Raw genomic sequence first — 15885 nt, forward strand, 5'->3', positions numbered from 1 at the left:
AGTGACCGACCGGTCGTCATCCGTGCTTCTTTCATCGGCTAATGCAAAGCTCGGTTTGCCGCGTGTGGCGGCGCACCCTAGAATGCCCCGATGCGCGATGATCTCTCCCTTCTGCTGAACTCCCTCAACGATGCCCAACGCCAGGCCGTAGCTGCCTCCGTGGGTCGTCAGTTGGTCCTGGCCGGTGCTGGCTCCGGTAAAACCCGAGTGCTGGTGCACCGTATCGCCTGGTTGATCCAGGTCGAGAACGCCTCGCCCCACTCGATCCTGTCGGTGACCTTCACCAATAAGGCCGCTGCCGAGATGCGTCATCGCATCGAGCAGCTGATGGGTATCAACCCGGCCGGCATGTGGGTCGGCACCTTCCACGGCCTGGCGCACCGCTTGTTGCGGGCGCATTGGCAGGAAGCCGGCCTGAGCCAGACGTTCCAGATTCTGGACAGCGACGACCAGCAACGGCTGGTCAAGCGGGTGATCCGCGAGCTGGGCCTGGACGAACAACGCTGGCCGGCCCGTCAGGCCCAGTGGTTCATCAACGGGCAGAAAGACGAAGGTCTGCGTCCGCAACACATTCAAGCCAGCGGCGACCTGTTCCTGGCGACCATGCGCAGCATCTATGAGGCCTATGAGGCCGCGTGCCTGCGCGCGGGCGTGATCGATTTCTCCGAACTGCTGCTGCGCGCACTCGACCTGTGGCGCGATAACCCAGGGTTGCTGGCCCATTACCAGAAGCGCTTCCGGCACATTCTGGTGGACGAGTTCCAGGACACCAACGCCGTGCAGTACGCCTGGTTGCGCCTGCTGGCCAAGGGCGGCGACAGCCTGATGGTAGTGGGCGACGACGATCAGTCGATCTACGGCTGGCGTGGCGCGAAGATCGAGAACATCTATCAGTATTCCGACGACTTCCCGGACGCCGAGACCATTCGTCTGGAGCAGAACTACCGCTCCACCGCCGGCATTCTCAAGGCTGCCAACGCCCTGATTGCCAATAACACCGGGCGCATGGGCAAAGAACTGTGGACCGATGGCGGCGAAGGCGAAGCAATCAATTTGTACGCCGCGTTCAACGAACATGACGAAGCACGCTATGTGGTGGAAACCATTGAAAGCGCGCTGAAAACTGGCTTGGCCCGCAGCGATATTGCGATTTTGTACCGCTCCAACGCCCAATCGCGCGTTTTGGAAGAAGCCTTGTTGCGCGAGCGCATTCCGTACCGCATCTATGGCGGTCAGCGCTTCTTCGAACGCGCGGAAATCAAGAACGCCATGGCTTACCTGCGTTTGCTCGAAGGCCGTGGCAACGATGCGGCGCTGGAGCGGGTGATTAACGTTCCGGCTCGCGGCATCGGTGAGAAAACCGTTGAAGCGATTCGCGATCATGCGCGCCATAGCGATGTGTCGATGTGGGAAGCCATGCGCTTGCTGGTCGCCAATAAAGGCCTGACCGGGCGAGCAGCAGGCGCGCTTGGGGCGTTTATCGAGCTGATCGAGAACCTCGCCGCCAAATGCATGGACATGCCGCTGCACTTGATGACCCAGACGGTCATCGAGCAGTCCGGGTTGATTGCCTACCACGAAGCGGAAAAAGGCGAGAAAGGCCAGGCCCGGGTAGAAAACCTTGAGGAACTGGTCAGCGCCGCTCGCAACTTCGAAAACGCTGAAGAAGACGAAGACTTGTCGCCATTGGCGGCATTCCTCGGTCACGCGTCTCTGGAGGCCGGAGACACTCAGGCCGACGAGCATGAAGACAGCATTCAGCTGATGACCTTGCACAGTGCCAAGGGGCTGGAATTCCCTTACGTGTTCCTGGTGGGCATGGAAGAAGGCCTGTTCCCGCACAAGATGAGCCTGGAAGAGCCCGGCCGCCTTGAAGAAGAACGTCGTTTGGCCTACGTCGGTATCACCCGGGCAATGCAGAACCTGGTGATGACCTATGCTGAAACCCGACGCCTGTACGGCAGCGAGACCTACAACAAAGTCTCGCGTTTCGTCCGTGAAGTGCCCAAGGGCCTGATCCAGGAAGTGCGGCTGTCCAACAGCGTCAGCCGTCCGTTCGGTGGCGGTCAGCAACAGAGTTCCAGCAGCCTGTTTGGCGGTAGCGAAATCCCGGACACCGGGTTCAGCCTCGGTCAGGCCGTACGGCATTCGGTGTTTGGCGACGGCGTGATCCTGAATTTCGAAGGCGCAGGGGCTCAGGCTCGGGTGCAGGTGAACTTCAGTGAAGGCAGCAAGTGGCTGATGTTGGGTTACGCGAAGCTGGAAGCTATTTAAGGTTCTCTAATAGCTGATCGTTCCCACGCTCTGCGTGGGAATGCATCCCGTGACGCTCCGCGTCACAGTGGGACGCAGAGCGTCCATGGCGGCGTTACCACGCAGAGCGTGGGAACGATCTATCTACAAAGGCGCGACAACATGGGCTCAGGTTTCTTTTCTTCTTGGACATTTTGGGCCCTGCTGTCGGCGGCATTCGCCGCGATGACCGCGCTGTTCGCCAAGATTGGCATCGAAAACGTCAATTCCGACTTCGCCACCCTGCTGCGCACCGTGGTAGTTCTCATCAGCCTGGCCTTGATTTTGTACGCCACGGGCCAATATCAATCATTAGGATCGATCTCGGCCAGGAGCTACCTTTTTCTGCTGCTGTCGGGATTGGCCACCGGCGCCTCGTGGATTTGCTATTTCCGCGCACTGAAAGTGGGACCAGCCTCATTGGTCGCCCCGGTGGACAAACTCAGCGTGGTGCTGGTGGCGGTGCTCAGCGTGGTCCTGCTGGGCGAAAAACTCGACCTGCGCCAATGGGGCGGTATCGGCTTGATTACAGCCGGTGTGGTCATGCTGGCGCTGCGACGCTAGGCATTGGTCCTACAGAAACTATCCACTCATCCTACGAACTAAAGTTAACAGGCCTTATTGCGCTGACCGAAGCTGAACACAAGCTGTCAGGCAAAAGCCCGAAACACTCTGCCGCTAGCCAGTTACACATTCGCTGTGCAACATGGCGCGCGTGCCATCCACAAATGGGAATTCCCTTTATGAAACGTTTTCTTAGCATCGCCATGGCGTTGTGCATCGGCCTGACGATGAGCCTCGACGCCAACGCCAAGCGCTTTGGTGGCGGCAAAAGCGTCGGCGCCGCGCCGACCCACCAAACCAGCCAAATGGCGCCTTCTTCTGCTGCCGGTGGCGCTGCCGCGACCGCGGGTGCTGCCGGTGCCGCTGGCGCTGCAGCCAAGGCTGGCGGTGCTTCGCGCTGGCTCGGCCCTCTGGCCGGTATCGCAGCCGGCGGCCTGCTGGCCTCCATGTTCATGGGCGGCGGCTTCCAGGGCATGCAGATCTTCGACATCCTGATCATGGCGGTCATCGCCTTCCTGATCTTCCGCTTCATCGCCGCCCGTCGTCGCAAGCAACAGGAGCACATGGCTCCGGCTGGCCACGCGCCGATGCAACGTGAAGTGTTCGAGAACAAGCCTGCCGGCGGTTCGATCTTCGGTGGCTCGCCGGCGCCAGCCGCCGCTCGTCCGGTAATCAACGCGCCAGCCTGGTTCAATGAGCAGAACTTCATTGAAGCGGCCCGCAACCACTTCCAGTCCCTGCAACAGCACTGGGACGCCAACGAAATGGATAAGATCGCCGAGTTCGTGACCCCGCAAATGCTGGAGTTCCTCAAACGCGAACGTGCGGACCTGGGCGACGGTTTCCAGTCGACCTACATCGACAACCTCCATGTACAACTGGACGGCGTGGATGACCGTGCGGACAAGACCATCGCCACCCTGACCTTCAGCGGTGTGTCGAAGACTTCGCGCTTCGACCAGGGCGAAGTGTTCAGCGAAAGCTGGAACATGGAACGTCCGCAAGGCGAGAACCAGCCTTGGCTGGTCGCTGGTATCCGCCAGAACGGCTGATCACCTCTGCGTTAAACAGGCAGTAATAAAAACCCCGGACTTGTCCGGGGTTTTCTATTTCGCAGTTGCATCTATAGCGAGCTACTGTATAAACCGCCCCATATAAACACCGCGCCATCAAGCAAGAGGATCCCGGACGTGGAAGAAATCATCGAACAACTGCGTGAAGCCAACGAACCGGTACCGGTCCCCTTGGAATTGCCAGACGAAGACCAGATCGTGGAAATCGAGGAACAATTGTTCATCGACATCCCGTTTGTCTTCAGAGAATTCTTGCTGACCGTCAGCGATGTGGTCTACGGCAGCCTGGAACCGGTGACAGTCACCGATCCACAATCCCACACCTACCTGCCGGACGTTGCCGCCAACGCCTGGGACGCAGGTGTTGACCGCAGCATGATCCCGATCTGCCAGGACGGTGACGATTATTACCTCGTCGAAGAAGACGGCACCGTGGTGCTGTGGCTCGCCGAAGAAGAGCTGCTCGCCGAAGAAACCTGGGAATCGGTGTGGCACTGGGCGCGGGACGTCTGGCTGGAAAGCTGAGTAACAAGCGGCACAGGGTCAATGCCCGGATGAATCCTTGTGGTTGTCCAGGGTTTCGAGCAAGGCCACCTGCATGCGCGTGTGCACGCGAATGAACCAGCGCCAGAGCAAGGCCGCCACGGCGGCCGCGACCACGGCGATCAATACCAGCAACTTGTTGGTCGGCAGAATACTGGCCGACAAGGCTGCCAGCAGCAGGAAGATCACCAGCAGCGAAAGGATCGGGATCACTTCGGCGATCACCCGACGCACTCGCTGCGTATGGCGGCCAGCCATGTCCGGCTTCACGCCCATCTCCGCCAACAACATCGACAGCGCCTTGAGCTTGCGATAGGCGGCGATCAGGAACGGCAGCGACAGCAGCAACGCCCCACCCCAGATCAACGCCTTCTGCCAGCTCGAATCGCTGATCCAGTCTTGCAGGTAAGTGGACATGCGTTCGGCGAAGAACGCGCCCGAAAAGAAGATCGCAATTACCAGCGCCAGATTGACCCCCACCTGCAACAGAATCCGCCGAATCATCGACGCCAGCAGCGCGCCCTCGCCCTGAGGCTGGATGCTGCGTAACCACTCGCCATACATTCCCAACACTCGGCCCAGGCGCTGCGGCATCACTGCCGCAAGCCTGATCGACAGCGGATCCGCCGCGCGGATCAGATACGGCGTCAGCAACGTTGTAATCACCGACACCGCCACGGCGACCGGGTAAAGGAAGTTGCTGGTGACCTGCAGGGTCATGCCCAGCGCAGCGATGATGAAGGAGAATTCGCCAATCTGCGAAAGACCCATCCCGACCCGTAGAGAGGTGCGTCCGTCATTGCCGGCGATAAAGGCGCCAAGGCCACAGGACAGCATCTTGCCCAGTACCACCGCCACAGTGATCACGGCGATCGGCCAGGCGTATTGCAGCAAGATCATCGGATCAAGCATCAGTCCGATGGCGACAAAGAAAATCGCGCTGAACAAGTCGCGAACCGGCTCGATCAAGCGCTCAATCTTCAGTAATTGGCGGGACTCGGCCATGATTGCACCAATCAGGAACGCGCCAAGGACCATGCTGTATTCGAGCTTCACCACCAGCAGGCAGAAGCCGAAACACAGCCCGAGAACCGTGATCAGCAGCATTTCGTTACTGTCGAATTTCGCCACATAAGCCAGCAGCCGAGGCACCAGCAGGATGCCGATCACCAGCGCAACGATCATGAACAGCGAGAGCTTGCCCACCGTGGAGAACACTTCGCCGGAGCTGACCGTGCCGCTGACGGCGATGCTCGACAGCAAGGCAATGATGCCAATGCCGAGGATGTCCTCGACGATCAGCACGCCGAAGATCAACTGCGCAAAACGCTCGTTTTTCATCTTCAGGTCATTGAGCGCCTTGACGATGATGGTGGTCGAGGAAATCGCCAGAATCGCGCCAAGGAACAATGAATCCATGGTGTTCCAGTCGAACCAACGGCCGATTTCGTAACCGATCCAGATCATCAGCACGATTTCCAGGAACGCTGCGATAAATGCCGTGGCGCCGACCTTGAACAGCTTTCGCAGACTGAACTCCAGGCCCAGGCAAAACATCAGGAAAATCACCCCGAGTTCGGCGAGGGTCTTGATGGTTTCTTCGTCGTGAATCAGGCCAAACGGCGGTGTGTGCGGGCCTATGATGAAGCCGGCAACGATGTAGCCCAACACCACCGGCTGTTTGAACCGATGGAACAGCACGGTCACCACGCCCGCGACCAACATGATCACCGCCAGATCCTGAATAAAACTGATGGCATGCATGGCGCGGGCTCCTTGAGGTGGACTTTTGGAGGGTAACACCGCGACTTCCGCCAGAAAGGCGGTGCAATATATGGAAACAGATCGATCCGGCGTGACGGCAATCACCCGCCCGGCGTCCCGATAACTGTGGTTTGAAAAAACCTACCAGGCCCCATAGAGGCGCCGCCCTTCCGAAATTCTGCCTTGAACCGTGAGAACGCTATGGAACCCGGAAACGCCCAGCTGTCGATGACGGTATTGATGACCCCCGACATGGCCAACTTCTCTGGCAATGTCCACGGCGGCACCCTGCTCAAATACCTCGACGAAGTGGCCTACGCCTGCGCCAGCCGTTATGCCGGCCGCTACGTGGTGACCTTGTCGGTGGATCAGGTGATTTTCCGCGAGCCGATTCATGTCGGCGAATTGGTGACCTTTCTGGCATCGGTCAACTACACCGGCAACACGTCCATGGAAGTGGGCATCAAGGTGGTGACGGAGAACATTCGCGAGCGCTCGGTGCGCCACACCAACAGCTGTTTCTTCACCATGGTGGCGGTGGATGACGACCGTAAACCGGCTTCAGTGCCGCCGCTGCAGCCACAGAACAGTGAAGACAAGCGCCGCTTCATCCAGGCCCAGCAGCGCCGCCAGATCCGCCAGGAACTGGAAAAGCGCTATCAGGAAATCAAGGGCGATGCTTGAGGCTTGCGGTTAACGTCAGATAGCCATCGCGAGCAAGCTCGCTCCCACAGGGGGTTTGTGAACAACCCGATCAATGTGGGAGCGAGCTTGCTCGCGATGGCGGTCAACGCAGATCAAAGGCTGATTGCAATCGCTTCGAACTTGACCCGTGGATGCGCAATCCGGTCCTGCGCTCGCACCAGTTCCAGCTCATAGCTGGCGCAGGCCTGGGTTTCCAACAGCACTTCATGCACTGCCGCCGCGGTGAACTCGAAGGCTGCTACCAGACTGTCGCCTAACAGCACGCGGGCCAGAAACAGACCGGACGTCAGGTCGCCAACGCCCACCGGTTGTCGCGGAAACGCCAACAGCGGGCGGCGCAGATGCCAGCTGCCTTCTGCTGTCACCAGCAACATCTCAAAGCCATCCGCCGGTTTACCGGGATAGTCCAGATGCTTGACCAGGATAGCCTTCGGTCCGCGTGCCAGGAGCGCTCTCGCCATCGCCAGGCAATCGAACAGTGACTGCGGCTTGCGCCCCGAGAAACTGTCCAGCTCCAGCTGGTTCGGGCACATGAAGTCCGCCACCGACGCCGCTTCCTCCAGCAGGAAATCGCTGACCTCGGCCGGTACGCTGCAACCTTTCTCCGGATGGCCCATGACCGGGTCGCACATATACAGCGCCTTGGGGTTCACCGACTTGATCCGCGCTACGCCAGTCAGGATCGCCCGGCCCTGGGCGGCACTGCCGAGGTAACCGGACAGCACTGCATCACAATTGCCCAGCTCGCCAATCGCCGCGATGCCTTCGATCAAATCGGGAATCTGGTGCGGCGCCAGCACTTCGCCGGTCCATTGCCCATACTGGGTATGGTTGGAGAACTGCACCGTGTTAAGCGGCCAGACGTTTACCCCGACCCGCTGCATCGGGAAGACCGCAGCGCTGTTGCCAGCGTGACCAAACACCACGTGGGACTGAATGGCGAGCAGATGGGGCGTACGTTTCATGCGGGGATTTTTCCGTCAAACGATTGAAATTCGAGCTGCGCAGTATGCGACTAAACACAGCCTGTACGACAGACCGGCGACACAGTTAAGCTGGCACTACCTTGTTGGAGCAACCCGTTGATGCTGACCCTCGGAAATATCTTCGTGCTGATGCTGCTCGCCACCGGTGGCGCTTGGCTTTGGCACAACCACGGCCTGCGCGAACGCGCGTTGGAGCGGGTCAAGCAGCATTGCGCCAAGCTCGGTATCGAGCTGCTGGACGGCAACGTCGCCTTGAAAAAAATCGCGTTCATCAAAGACGCCAACGGCCGTCGACGTTTGGCCCGTGTGTATAACTTTGAGTTCACCGTGACCGGTGAAACCCGCCACAACGGCACCATCACCCAATTCGGCGCACACAGCGCACAGATCGAACTGGCGCCCTACCCGATGCCCTTTGATGACACGCCAGCGGTGGTCGACGTCGTGAAGCCGCGCGCTGAAGTGATCGAGATGAGCCAGTGGCGCCAGGAACACACCAAATGGCGTCCTTAACCCGACCGACAGTCGGCCAAGGCGCTTTGCAGTGAATCAATGTCCTGCGGCTCACTGAAAATCAGCTCGATGCGCGAATCCTGACGCCATTCGCTGGGCTGCCATTGCACTGACGAGTTATCCAACGCATTCGCCGACACCCAGCCATCGACGCTGTGGATAATCAGCTTGGCCCGCCGCCAGGCAAGGCTGTCGAGCCATTTCCCAACGAGCCCGGCATCGAACGTCTGACTCGGATGCCAGCGCCAACCAATGCTCCAGATACCCTCCTGTTGCTGGCTCAAGCATATCGGCAGCGCTGGATCGGTCCAGATCGCCGGCATCTGCGCCAATCCTTTGGGCACGATGAAGTTATCCACACCCGCCACCGCCTGAACCCTGTAACCCGGCAATTCGTTCAAAGGCAATTGAGCCAATTGCGTCCAATACAAATTTCGATCAGGCAACTGCCCGGCGATTCGCTGACGATCATTGCCGTCCAGGCCTTCAGACTTGTTCAGCAACAGCAAACCAGCGCTACTTAGCGCGGCCTGCTGTGATTCCGGCAGCGGCTTGCCTACTGCAAGGGCTTGGGCATCCAGCACCAGAACACTCGGCTGAACCGCCAACACGCCTGCCCACGGAGCCTCACTCAGCTGGCGAAGCAACTGAGCCGGATGGCCCAGGCCTGAAGGTTCGATGAACAGCCGATCCGGCCGCGCCTTACGCAACAACCGCCCGAGTCCAATCTGAAACGGCGCACCGTTCACGCAACACAAACAGCCGCCGGCCACTTCACCCAGTGCGATACCATCGGCGTCCTGGGTCAGGAGCGCAGCGTCGAGGCCGATCTGGCCGAACTCATTGATCAACACTGCCCAGCGCTCGCCGATCGGCCGCTGTAGCAGCAGGTGCTTGATCAGGCTGGTCTTGCCGGCACCCAAAGGGCCAGCAATGACGTGAGTGGGAATGTTCTGCAACATGATCGATATTTTCTTGGGAGGTAATGGATGCGGTTGACGGGATTATCGTTGCTCTTGGCGCTCTGTTCCGGCGAGGCACTGGCGCAGGCTTGTGTAGTACATAGCACAGCCGAGCGACTCGACGTGAAAGTCTGCCAGCAGAACCGCAACATCCCGGAAAAGCTCTTCGCCGACGGTTTCTGCCAGCCGAATCTCCCGGGTCAGAAAGTCGAGGTGCAGTACGTCGACCAATGCCCCACCGGCGCTTTTGGTGTGTGCAGCAACGCCCAAGTCGCCAATATGCCTTACCGGCAGGATATTCACTATTACGGCGTGGCCATCGACACAGCGTATTTGAAGCCGTTTTGCGAAGCCCAGAGCCAGGGCACCTGGCTCAAGCCCTGAGGCACTAGGCTAACCAATCCAGGGTCAGCATCAACCGCCGTGCTCCTGGTGGCAGTTGCGGCGAGCGGTGGATCAAACCAAACCCTTCGTTGCCATGCCACTTCTCCCCTTTGAGCAGCGCGACTTCACCGCTGCCGATGTGTTCGATCAGCGAATCTTGAAGGGGTTCAGCGTCTGGTGTGCCTAAAAACCGTCGATCCATCACCCCTTCTTTCAGCCACTGACTGCCCACGCCAGCGTAGGTGCTGATCAACCGCACCGGCACATGATCGACGTGGAAACGCGGGCACATGGCCTTGTCCAGAATCCGTACACGCAAGCCAACGCGCTTGGCGCCCAACAGACAAGAGAACGCGCTGACCAGCCAGGACACGTCGGCAATAAAACCCTCATACCCCTCGAGATCGCTGAAACATGAGGCCAGGCCAAGCAGATTGGGCTCGGTGTCATCGTTGGGCATTTCCAGCACCAGCGACTCGGCCAGCGGCTCGTTCAAGGACAGCAGCAAGCGCGCAAAATCGCCAATGTGCACGGGAAGCTGGCGTTTCCAGACGGCGAGATTGACGCCGTCCTCAAGAATTCGGGTCAGTGTTTGCGGCGTTTCACCCTGAACCTGTTGAACAATCGTTTGCCGCTTCGAACTGGGTGCCAACATCAGGCTGCAGCCTCTTCGTGCCACGGGCCGAACGGATCGGCCAGTAAACGCCAGCCTTCGACGCCCAAGGCCATTTCATCGTCAGTCAGCAGGCAGTTATCGAGCTCGACGGCAAGTTGTGCGAAGTCGATGTTCTGGCCGATGAAAACCAATTCCTGACGGCAATCGCCGGTGACGCCGGTCCAGTTTTGCATGATCGCGGCGGTGCTTTCTTCGTCCTGCGGCCACTGGTTTTTCGGCACGAAGCGCCACCAGCGCCCAGCGAAACCATGGCGCATCAACCCGCCGGCCTGAGACCAACTGCCGGCATCCATGTGCTTGCTGGCCAGCCAGAAGAAACCTTTGGAGCGCAGCAACTTACCATTCACCCACGGACGGTCGATGAAGCTGAAAAAACGCTGCGGATGAAACGGCCGGCGCGCGCGATAGGCCGTCGAAGCGATGCCATATTCCTCGGTTTCCGGTACATGTTCGCCCCGCAACTCTTGCAGCCAGCCGGGTGCCTGAGCAGCCTTGTCGAAGTCGAAGCGGCCGGTGTCGAGGATCTTTTCGAGAGGAATCTCACCCATGACCATCGGAATGATTTCGGCCTGGGCATTGAGACGCTCAAGGATTGCGATCAACTCCTGACGCTCGCGGCTGCTGATCAAATCGATCTTGCTGATGAGGATCACATCGGCGAATTCAATCTGCTCGATCAGCAAGTCTGTGATCGACCGGTCATCTTCTTCGCCCAACGTTTCACCGCGTGAAGCGAGGCTTTCAGCGGCCTGATAGTCGAGCAGGAAGTTCATGCCATCGACCACGGTGACCATGGTGTCCAGACGCGCGATGTCAGCGAGGCTTTGCCCCTCCTCATCCCGAAACGTGAAGGTTTCCGCCACGGGCAGCGGCTCGGAAATGCCGGTGGATTCAATCAACAGGTAATCAAAGCGGCCGTCCCGGGCGAGCTTGCTGACTTCTTCGAGCAAGTCCTCGCGCAAGGTGCAACAAATACAGCCATTGCTCATCTCGACGAGTTTTTCCTCGGCGCGGTTCAGGCTGACATCCCGCTGGACTTCGCTGCCATCGATGTTGATCTCGCTCATATCGTTGACGATCACGGCGACGCGCAAGTTTTCGCGGTTACGCAATACGTAATTGAGCAGCGTGCTTTTACCGGCGCCGAGAAAGCCCGACAGGACGGTGACGGGGAGACGATTGGGCATCAGGGATTCCTCAAAAGGGATGCCCGGTCGCAGTGTCGGGCTTAACCAGATGTTATAGTATAACAACACAATCTAGCCACTCTCCTCTTGCTCACGACGATAAAGGGACCGATGCTGAAGCCCGTTTGGCCCGAGGGAAATCCCATGCATATCGCCCTGAAACTGGCGCTGCTGAGCGTTGTGCCGCTGCTGACCATGAATGCCTGGGCGCAAATCCCGAGCCTGGCCAAATGCACCCGAAGCGCCAACTTGCTCGTCTGCGCAGATGCCGATGGCAACGCTTATAGCGTCAACACGGTTGGCAGCACGATCTATCTGCGAGGCTTCGAAAAAGCCGGTAAACGCTATTGGGCGCAGACCAACAGCCGCTACGGGCAACTGACATTCTTCACTGGTATCGCTTCCGACGGCGAAGCCTGGGTCGGCTACAACCGCCGGGTTGGCTGGACCACGATCAATCGCTTCTCCAGTTCCGGCGGCAGCAGCGCCAAATTCACATGTAGCCGGATTGCCGGTTGTTAGACCTGCAGTTTTTTCTGCGATTGTTGCCAGGCGATGTAGCTGTCGGTCGGCGGATTTTTCTGGAAGTAGCGCTGCAAGCCTTCGAACAGACCGTCCGCGACGGCCTGCTGATGACGTGCGGTAACCAGTCGTTGGCTGTCGCGAGCGTTTGAAATGAAGCCGGTCTCCACCAGGATCGACGGCACATCCGGCGACTTCAATACGGCGAATCCCGCCTGCTCCACACGTTTCTGATGCAGCGTGGTGATGCCCGCCAAACTGCCGAGGACAGTGCTGCCCAATTGCAAACTCGCGGCGATAGTGGCGTTCATCGACATGTCGAGAATCACCCCGGCCAGCATCGGGTCCTTGTCCTTGAGATTGAGCAAACGGGTGGCGCCCAGCAGGTCTGCGCCGTTCTCTCGCTGCGCCATGAAACGTGCAGTGGCCGAGGTGGCACCGCCTTCAGACAAGCAATACACCGAAGCCCCTGAAGCGGTAAGACGCGGCGCAGCGTCCGCGTGTACAGAAATGAACATGTCAGCGTTGTGCTTGCGGGCGATCTCTACACGCTTGCGCAACGGAACGAAGAAATCGTCATTGCGCACCAGCTTCACGTCGAAACCTTTCTCGCGTTTGAGCCTTTTGGCCAGGAGCTGAGCGATGGACAGCACCACGTCTTTCTCGCGCTCACCTTTGGCGCCGACCGCGCCAGGGTCTTTGCCACCGTGGCCAGGATCGACCACCACGATAATGTCGCGTTTGCGGTGAGCCTTATCGAGGATCTGCTGTGGCGCCACGGCGATTTGTAACGGCGCAACCGTCTTCAGATCGAGCACCAACCGGTGGCCCTGCCCATCCTGTGGCGGCAGTAGAAAACTGTTGAGCTGCACCGGGCCGCCAAGATCGAGCACGATTCGCGTATCTCCTTGGCCAAGATGCCCGGAGCGGATCGAACGAATCACTGTGTTGTCGACTGCCAACTGACTGAAGTCGTCGCTGAGAGTGGCCCCGCTCAAGTCGATGATCAGCCGCTCAGGGGCACTCAGGGAAAACGTTTTGTAGTGCACCGGCCCACTCAGATCAAACACCAATCGCAGCTTGTCATCCGAACGCCAGAGTCGAACATTGCGGATCTGCGTAGCCGAAACGCCAAACGGTAAGGCGAAGGCCGCACTGGCCAGAATCCAGTTGAGCAAGTGACGTCTGTGCATGCTGAAGACTCGTTCATGAAAAAGGCGTAGTGGAATTTAATGTAATAACATAACATGGAAATTCAACTTCCACGATGGACCTGCTCATGAACGCGCTGACTCTGCCGGATATTGCCGCGCAGGCCTCACGCCAAGCCCTGCCGCTCGATTGGGTGGGCATGTGCGGCATTGCTCTTCCTGTTTTGTTCGATGGCCAAAGGCTGAGTGCAAAAGCTGACGCTGGCGTGAGTCTTGACGACGGCGAGGCGCGCGGCATCCATATGTCGCGCCTGTATGTGGCGCTGGAAATGCTGGAGCACGAAACCATGACTCCCGCTTTGTTGCGGCGAGTCTTGCAACGTTTTCTCGACAGCCATGAAGGACTGTCACGCAGCGCGTACCTGAAAATTCACACCGACTTGCTGCTCAAAAGGCCGGCGCTGATCAGCCCATTGGCTGGCTGGAAAACCTATCCCGTGAGCATTGAAGCGCGTTTGAAAAACGCGATGTTCCACGTGGAACTAAAAATCGATGTTCCATATTCCTCGACTTGCCCGTGCTCGGCAGCCCTTTCGCGGCAGTTGATTCAGCAACAATTCGTCGACGACTTTGCCAATAGATCCCTGCAGCACGCTGAAGTATTGGCCTGGCTTGGTTCCACAAAAGGCATCGTTGCGACGCCTCATAGCCAGCGGAGCACCGCTCATTTGTGCTTGCGTCTGGATGATTATCTGGATGAATTTCCGCTAATCGCGTTCATCAACGACGCCGAGGCAGCACTCGGGACCGCTGTGCAAACCGCAGTGAAACGCGCCGATGAGCAGGCCTTTGCCTTAGCGAATGGACAGAATTTGATGTTCTGTGAAGACGCCGTTCGACGTTTGAATCTGGCCATGAAACGCTCCCCCGGCCTCAATGCTTTCCACCTACGCGTCGTCCACGCCGAAAGCCTGCATGCTCACGATGCCGTTGCCGAAAGCCGATGGAACTGGGAGGCAGCATGATCCATTGCCAAGCGCTACGTTGGGGCGCACCCGGTCAACCACTGACGCCCGCCGTGGATTTTGAGTTGCCGAAGGGCAGTCTGACCGCCGTGATCGGCGCTAACGGTTCGGGTAAAAGCAGTTTGTTGAAAGTTATCGCGGGGCTGCAAAAGCCGCTGACCGGAAAGGTCATCCTCGATGTTCCACGCAAGGGCTCACTCTCCTTTCTCCCGCAGCAACAACATCTGGACCGGCAATTTCCGATCAGCCTGCAAGCGTTGGTGGCCGCCGGTTTTTGGGGCAGCAAGCAATCGCCAGAGATACGCCGCGATCGCCTTAAAGCCGTACTGGAGGATTGGTGCCTCACAGGATTGGAGCAACGCCCGCTGATGGCACTCTCTGGCGGCGAATTGCAGCGCGCCCTGCTCGCCCGTCTGAGCCTCGCCGAAGCGCCAGTTCTATTACTCGATGAGCCCCATGCCGCGCTTGATGAATTGGGTCAGTCGCTGCTCTGGAAACACATCCACGCTTGGCACGCGGAAGGGCGAACCTTGGTGGTTGTGTGCCATGACCTGGCCGCCGTTCGCCAACACATGCCCCAAACGTTATTAATCAAAAGCAGCGGCTGCGTTCTTGGTCCGAGCACTGAGCTGATTCTCCAGCAACCGCACACGCAGGTGGCCTGATGCTCGCTGTCGCTCAACTCTGGCAACCGTTCCACGAATTCGTGTTCATGCGCCGGGCGTTGCTCGGGGGATTGGTTCTAGCCTGCAGCACGGCACCGCTTGGCGTATTCCTGATCCTGCGACGCATGAGCCTGATCGGCGATGCAGTCGCTCACGGCATCCTGCCTGGCGCAGCACTCGGCTTCTGGTTCGCCGGATTGAGTCTGCCGGCACTGACCCTCGGCGGTCTTGGTGCAGGTCTAAGCATGGCCGGCATCGCGGCGTGGATTACCCGCCGTACAGGTTTGCGCGAAGACGCGAGCCTTGCCGCGATCTACCCGATTTCCCTCGCCGGCGGCGTGTTGATACTTGGTATCGCCGGCAAGCGCCTGGACCTGCTCCACCTGCTATTTGGCTCGGCACTGGCGGTCGACGGACCGACATTGACAGGAATGCTCTGGGTCTCCGGCTTCAGCCTGATTGCCATGGCCTGCATCTACAAACCCCTGTTGCTGGACACTCTCGACCCGCTCTTCCTACAAACCGTCAGCCGCCTCGGCCCATTGGCACACGGCGTATTTCTGACCTTGGTGGTGCTTAACCTAGTGATCGGATTCCAGGCCATCGGCGCACTGATGGTCGTCGGTTTGATGATGTTGCCCGCCGCTGCATCGCGTTTCTGCAGCCGTCGATTGCCGGCGTTGATGGCGATTGCTGCTCTCCTCGGCTGCCTCTCGGTGTGGCTCGGATTACTGTTGTCGTTCCATTACTCGCTGCCCAGCGGACCTGCCATTGTCTTGGTCGCAGGCAGTTTATATGTGCTCTGCGTGGTGTTCGGACCGGTACACGGCTTGCTTCGCCGCCCTCCTTTGCTCACATCCCAATGAGGTGTTT

The 15885-nt window shown here is 58.9% G+C and carries 17 protein-coding genes; 11 read left to right on the forward strand and 6 right to left on the reverse strand.

Translation table 11 applies throughout. The features are described 5' to 3' along the window. The first annotated feature begins 90 nt into the window (after nucleotides 1-90). The 4 genes from uvrD to HNR03_RS13665 all read left to right on the forward strand — a co-directional run bounded on the left by uvrD (nucleotide 91) and on the right by HNR03_RS13665 (nucleotide 4454). The gene (gene uvrD, locus HNR03_RS13650; protein WP_222589096.1) at nucleotides 91-2274 is read left to right on the forward strand and encodes a DNA helicase II; all 2184 of its coding nucleotides are present in this window, start codon (nucleotides 91-93) and stop codon (nucleotides 2272-2274) included. Nucleotides 2275-2415: 141 nt separating this feature from the next. Further along, nucleotides 2416-2856, forward strand: coding sequence for an EamA family transporter (locus tag HNR03_RS13655; protein ID WP_222589097.1), 441 nt, complete (start codon nucleotides 2416-2418; stop codon nucleotides 2854-2856). Nucleotides 2857-3035: 179 nt separating this feature from the next. Next, nucleotides 3036-3908, forward strand: coding sequence for a Tim44 domain-containing protein (locus HNR03_RS13660; RefSeq protein WP_090177761.1), 873 nt, complete (start codon nucleotides 3036-3038; stop codon nucleotides 3906-3908). Nucleotides 3909-4046: 138 nt separating this feature from the next. Beyond that, entirely contained in the window at nucleotides 4047-4454 is a 408-nt protein-coding gene (locus HNR03_RS13665) for an SMI1/KNR4 family protein (protein WP_222589099.1), read from the forward strand. A gap of 18 nt (nucleotides 4455-4472) precedes the next feature. Here HNR03_RS13665 and HNR03_RS13670 read toward each other — a convergent pair whose 3' ends face one another. After that, nucleotides 4473-6236 (reverse strand): cation:proton antiporter, encoded by a 1764-nt coding sequence (locus tag HNR03_RS13670; protein ID WP_259154094.1) that lies wholly within the window; start codon nucleotides 6234-6236, stop codon nucleotides 4473-4475. Between the two features lie 201 nt (nucleotides 6237-6437). Here HNR03_RS13670 and HNR03_RS13675 point away from each other — a divergent pair, with 201 nt between their 5' ends. After that, the gene (locus HNR03_RS13675) at nucleotides 6438-6920 is read left to right on the forward strand and encodes an acyl-CoA thioesterase (RefSeq protein WP_208670802.1); all 483 of its coding nucleotides are present in this window, start codon (nucleotides 6438-6440) and stop codon (nucleotides 6918-6920) included. Between the two features lie 113 nt (nucleotides 6921-7033). Here HNR03_RS13675 and pdxY read toward each other — a convergent pair whose 3' ends face one another. Next, nucleotides 7034-7906, reverse strand: a complete 873-nt coding sequence (gene pdxY, locus HNR03_RS13680) for a pyridoxal kinase PdxY (RefSeq protein ID WP_259154095.1) — start codon at nucleotides 7904-7906, stop codon at nucleotides 7034-7036. A 120-nt stretch (nucleotides 7907-8026) separates the two neighbouring features. Between pdxY and HNR03_RS13685 the strand changes: the two genes are divergently transcribed. Then, nucleotides 8027-8440, forward strand: coding sequence for a DUF3301 domain-containing protein (locus HNR03_RS13685; RefSeq protein WP_090177750.1), 414 nt, complete (start codon nucleotides 8027-8029; stop codon nucleotides 8438-8440). On the opposite strand, the gene HNR03_RS13690 is transcribed toward HNR03_RS13685, so the two are convergent. After that, nucleotides 8437-9402, reverse strand: a complete 966-nt coding sequence (locus HNR03_RS13690) for a GTP-binding protein (RefSeq protein WP_259154096.1) — start codon at nucleotides 9400-9402, stop codon at nucleotides 8437-8439. The genes HNR03_RS13685 and HNR03_RS13690 overlap by 4 nt on opposite strands. Nucleotides 9403-9429: 27 nt before the next feature. Between HNR03_RS13690 and HNR03_RS13695 the strand changes: the two genes are divergently transcribed. After that, nucleotides 9430-9786, forward strand: coding sequence for an NADH:ubiquinone oxidoreductase (locus tag HNR03_RS13695; RefSeq protein WP_259154097.1), 357 nt, complete (start codon nucleotides 9430-9432; stop codon nucleotides 9784-9786). 4 nt (nucleotides 9787-9790) lie between these two features. On the opposite strand, the gene HNR03_RS13700 is transcribed toward HNR03_RS13695, so the two are convergent. Next, nucleotides 9791-10441 (reverse strand): DUF1826 domain-containing protein, encoded by a 651-nt coding sequence (locus HNR03_RS13700; RefSeq protein WP_259154098.1) that lies wholly within the window; start codon nucleotides 10439-10441, stop codon nucleotides 9791-9793. Then, entirely contained in the window at nucleotides 10441-11649 is a 1209-nt protein-coding gene (gene zigA / locus HNR03_RS13705; RefSeq protein ID WP_259154099.1) for a zinc metallochaperone GTPase ZigA, read from the reverse strand. The genes HNR03_RS13700 and zigA overlap by 1 nt, the downstream gene beginning before the upstream one ends. Nucleotides 11650-11793: 144 nt before the next feature. Here zigA and HNR03_RS13710 point away from each other — a divergent pair, with 144 nt between their 5' ends. Continuing rightward, nucleotides 11794-12171, forward strand: coding sequence for a glutamine synthetase (locus HNR03_RS13710; RefSeq protein WP_259154100.1), 378 nt, complete (start codon nucleotides 11794-11796; stop codon nucleotides 12169-12171). On the opposite strand, the gene HNR03_RS13715 is transcribed toward HNR03_RS13710, so the two are convergent. After that, complete coding sequence (locus tag HNR03_RS13715) at nucleotides 12168-13364, reverse strand: N-acetylmuramoyl-L-alanine amidase (RefSeq protein WP_259154101.1); 1197 nt, start codon at nucleotides 13362-13364, stop codon at nucleotides 12168-12170. The genes HNR03_RS13710 and HNR03_RS13715 overlap by 4 nt on opposite strands. A gap of 86 nt (nucleotides 13365-13450) precedes the next feature. On the opposite strand from HNR03_RS13715, the gene folE2 reads away from it, so the two are divergent. Genes folE2 through HNR03_RS13730 form a run of 3 tightly spaced genes read left to right on the forward strand, consistent with a single transcriptional unit; the run spans nucleotide 13451 to nucleotide 15878 of the window. After that, nucleotides 13451-14347: a GTP cyclohydrolase FolE2 gene (gene folE2 / locus HNR03_RS13720; RefSeq protein WP_259154102.1), complete on the forward strand. Its 897-nt coding sequence runs from the start codon at nucleotides 13451-13453 to the stop codon at nucleotides 14345-14347. Further along, a complete protein-coding gene (locus HNR03_RS13725; protein ID WP_259154103.1) occupies nucleotides 14344-15012 on the forward strand; it encodes a metal ABC transporter ATP-binding protein in 669 nt (222 codons plus the stop codon). Before folE2 ends, HNR03_RS13725 begins: the two co-directional genes overlap by 4 nt. Continuing rightward, nucleotides 15012-15878: a metal ABC transporter permease gene (locus tag HNR03_RS13730; RefSeq protein ID WP_259154104.1), complete on the forward strand. Its 867-nt coding sequence runs from the start codon at nucleotides 15012-15014 to the stop codon at nucleotides 15876-15878. Before HNR03_RS13725 ends, HNR03_RS13730 begins: the two co-directional genes overlap by 1 nt. Nucleotides 15879-15885: the final 7 nt, after the last annotated feature.

This window comes from Pseudomonas sp. JAI111, assembly GCF_024809425.1.
Lineage (GTDB): Bacteria > Pseudomonadota > Gammaproteobacteria > Pseudomonadales > Pseudomonadaceae > Aquipseudomonas.

What these genes read in the sequence shown, in the direction of transcription:
- uvrD (WP_222589096.1), top strand. Translation starts at nt 91, where the DNA reads ATGCGCGATGATCTCTCCCTTCTGCTGAACTCCCTCAACGATGCCCAA.
- HNR03_RS13655 (WP_222589097.1), top strand. Translation starts at nt 2,416, where the DNA reads ATGGGCTCAGGTTTCTTTTCTTCTTGGACATTTTGGGCCCTGCTGTCG.
- HNR03_RS13660 (WP_090177761.1), top strand. Translation starts at nt 3,036, where the DNA reads ATGAAACGTTTTCTTAGCATCGCCATGGCGTTGTGCATCGGCCTGACG.
- HNR03_RS13670 (WP_259154094.1), bottom strand. Translation starts at nt 6,236, where the DNA reads ATGCATGCCATCAGTTTTATTCAGGATCTGGCGGTGATCATGTTGGTC.
- HNR03_RS13675 (WP_208670802.1), top strand. Translation starts at nt 6,438, where the DNA reads ATGGAACCCGGAAACGCCCAGCTGTCGATGACGGTATTGATGACCCCC.
- pdxY (WP_259154095.1), bottom strand. Translation starts at nt 7,906, where the DNA reads ATGAAACGTACGCCCCATCTGCTCGCCATTCAGTCCCACGTGGTGTTT.
- HNR03_RS13685 (WP_090177750.1), top strand. Translation starts at nt 8,027, where the DNA reads ATGCTGACCCTCGGAAATATCTTCGTGCTGATGCTGCTCGCCACCGGT.
- HNR03_RS13690 (WP_259154096.1), bottom strand. Translation starts at nt 9,402, where the DNA reads ATGTTGCAGAACATTCCCACTCACGTCATTGCTGGCCCTTTGGGTGCC.
- HNR03_RS13695 (WP_259154097.1), top strand. Translation starts at nt 9,430, where the DNA reads ATGCGGTTGACGGGATTATCGTTGCTCTTGGCGCTCTGTTCCGGCGAG.
- HNR03_RS13700 (WP_259154098.1), bottom strand. Translation starts at nt 10,441, where the DNA reads ATGTTGGCACCCAGTTCGAAGCGGCAAACGATTGTTCAACAGGTTCAG.
- zigA (WP_259154099.1), bottom strand. Translation starts at nt 11,649, where the DNA reads ATGCCCAATCGTCTCCCCGTCACCGTCCTGTCGGGCTTTCTCGGCGCC.
- HNR03_RS13710 (WP_259154100.1), top strand. Translation starts at nt 11,794, where the DNA reads ATGCATATCGCCCTGAAACTGGCGCTGCTGAGCGTTGTGCCGCTGCTG.
- HNR03_RS13715 (WP_259154101.1), bottom strand. Translation starts at nt 13,364, where the DNA reads ATGCACAGACGTCACTTGCTCAACTGGATTCTGGCCAGTGCGGCCTTC.
- folE2 (WP_259154102.1), top strand. Translation starts at nt 13,451, where the DNA reads ATGAACGCGCTGACTCTGCCGGATATTGCCGCGCAGGCCTCACGCCAA.
- HNR03_RS13725 (WP_259154103.1), top strand. Translation starts at nt 14,344, where the DNA reads ATGATCCATTGCCAAGCGCTACGTTGGGGCGCACCCGGTCAACCACTG.
- HNR03_RS13730 (WP_259154104.1), top strand. Translation starts at nt 15,012, where the DNA reads ATGCTCGCTGTCGCTCAACTCTGGCAACCGTTCCACGAATTCGTGTTC.